The organism is Escherichia sp. TW14182 (assembly GCF_000208525.1).
GTDB classification, from domain to species: domain Bacteria; phylum Pseudomonadota; class Gammaproteobacteria; order Enterobacterales; family Enterobacteriaceae; genus Escherichia; species Escherichia ruysiae.
Genome location: NZ_AEJZ01000403.1, coordinates 1 through 1,588, shown reverse-complemented (window position 1 = coordinate 1,588; position 1,588 = coordinate 1). Strand labels below are relative to the sequence as shown.

The window sequence follows — 1,588 nt, the reverse complement described above, 5'->3', positions numbered from 1 at the left end:
TCCGAGGTTCGAATCCTCGTACCCCAGCCACATTAAAAAAGCTCGCTTCGGCGAGCTTTTTGCTTTTCTGCGTATATTCAATGTCGAATGCGATGTTGACACGTCTTATCCTTCAATGTCGGATGCGACGCTGCCGCGTCTTATCCGACCTACGGTTGGCATGCATCCGGCAATGTTGTAAGGCTATAATCCTAACGCATATTTCAGCGCCTGACGTTTCAACACGCCAGCACGCTCTGCCGCCATTAACCCGAGATTACGCACAAAACGCAGCGGCGGCAGATTATTGCTGAATCCGGCATAAAACAGATCCATACCGCTTTGCATAATGAAGTTATCCGCTATGCGCCGCATCTGGTAACGTTTGAGGATCGGATAACTGGCCCACGCTTCGCCGTAGCTGCGGGCGTTCACCAGAACGTCAATCAGGGCATCGACATCACGATAACCAAGATTCACCCCCTGCCCCGCCAGCGGATGGATGGTATGCGCGGCATCGCCCACCAGCGCAAGCCCTGGCTGCACATACTGCAACGCATGGCGACGCGTCAGCGGAAACGCACCAGCGGCAAGCGGTGTCACATAACCCAGACGCGACGGGAAATGCTTCGCGATTTCCGTCTGGAGCTGCGCCATATTCATATTCTGCAACTGGCGAATACGCGCCGGAGAGTCATACCACACCAGCGATGCCCAGTTATCAAACAACGGCAGAAACGCACGCGGTCCGTCCGGGGTAAATTGCTGCCAGGTGCTGTCGCCGGGATCGTTCTCACACTGTACGCTAATCAACATACACGACTGCGCATACTGCCAGGCATGAACGCCAATTCCCGCCATCTGCCGCACCTGCGAATTTGCGCCGTCGGCACCAATCACCAGTTTCGCGCGGATCGTTTCACCGCCCTTCAGTTCCAGCTCCTGAAGATCATTATGGCGATGCAGCGCAATCAGCGAGGTTGGCACACGTAACGTTACTTTCGGATGCGCTTCCAGCGCCTGCCACAGCGCCTGTTGCAGGACGGTGTTTTCCACCATATAGCCAAGCAACGGCAGCTTTAATTCAGCTGCGTCAAACACCACATGCGCGGTTTCCCACTCCCAGGTTTCCAGTCTGCGATAAGGATGGCAACGCATGGCCTGTACCGCATCCCAGACGCCTAAACCTTTAAGCAATGATACCGAAGCCGCGCTGATCGCCGAGATCCGCACGTCCGGCTGACTGCCTGCGACAAACGGCGCGGGCTCTGCATGTTCGATAACCGTTACCGCAAATCCGTGCTGTGCCAGTCCCAGCGCCAGTGCGCCACCGACCATTCCTCCGCCGACAATGGCAATTTCCGTTGGTTGATTTGTCATGGTCAATCATCCTGTTAGCAATATGCTTTAAGTTTACAGGATTTTTACCCCCAAGGGCTGATAACGCTCATACTGGTCACAACGGCAGCAAAGCATTACACTATGCGCCCTGCATTCCTGGCTACTATTTCGCAAGAGCAAGTCGATGACCAAAAAACTCCATATTAAAACCTGGGGCTGTCAGATGAACGAGTACGATTCATCGAAGATGGCCGATCTGCTGGATGCC

The 1,588-nt window shown here is 54.5% G+C and carries 3 protein-coding genes; 2 read left to right on the top strand and 1 reads right to left on the bottom strand.

Annotated features, from left to right (window positions below; translation table 11 throughout):
- On the top strand, window positions 1-181 hold a 181-nt coding region (locus EQY_RS27090; protein WP_032337142.1), incomplete at its 5' end, for a hypothetical protein.
- Window positions 182-183: 2 nt separating this feature from the next.
- Here the strand turns inward: EQY_RS27090 and ubiF are convergent.
- Window positions 184-1,359, bottom strand: a complete 1,176-nt coding sequence (gene ubiF, locus EQY_RS0122520; RefSeq protein ID WP_000184551.1) for a 3-demethoxyubiquinol 3-hydroxylase — start codon at window positions 1,357-1,359, stop codon at window positions 184-186.
- 145 nt (window positions 1,360-1,504) lie between these two features.
- Between ubiF and EQY_RS0122515 the strand changes: the two genes are divergently transcribed.
- Window positions 1,505-1,588 (top strand): tRNA methyltransferase (locus tag EQY_RS0122515; RefSeq protein ID WP_038809288.1); only part of this gene is annotated, 84 nt, incomplete at its 3' end.

Bases quoted from the DNA above. Each gene is read 5' to 3' on its own strand.
- ubiF (WP_000184551.1), bottom strand. From the start codon at position 1,359: ATGACAAATCAACCAACGGAAATTGCCATTGTCGGCGGAGGAATGGTC.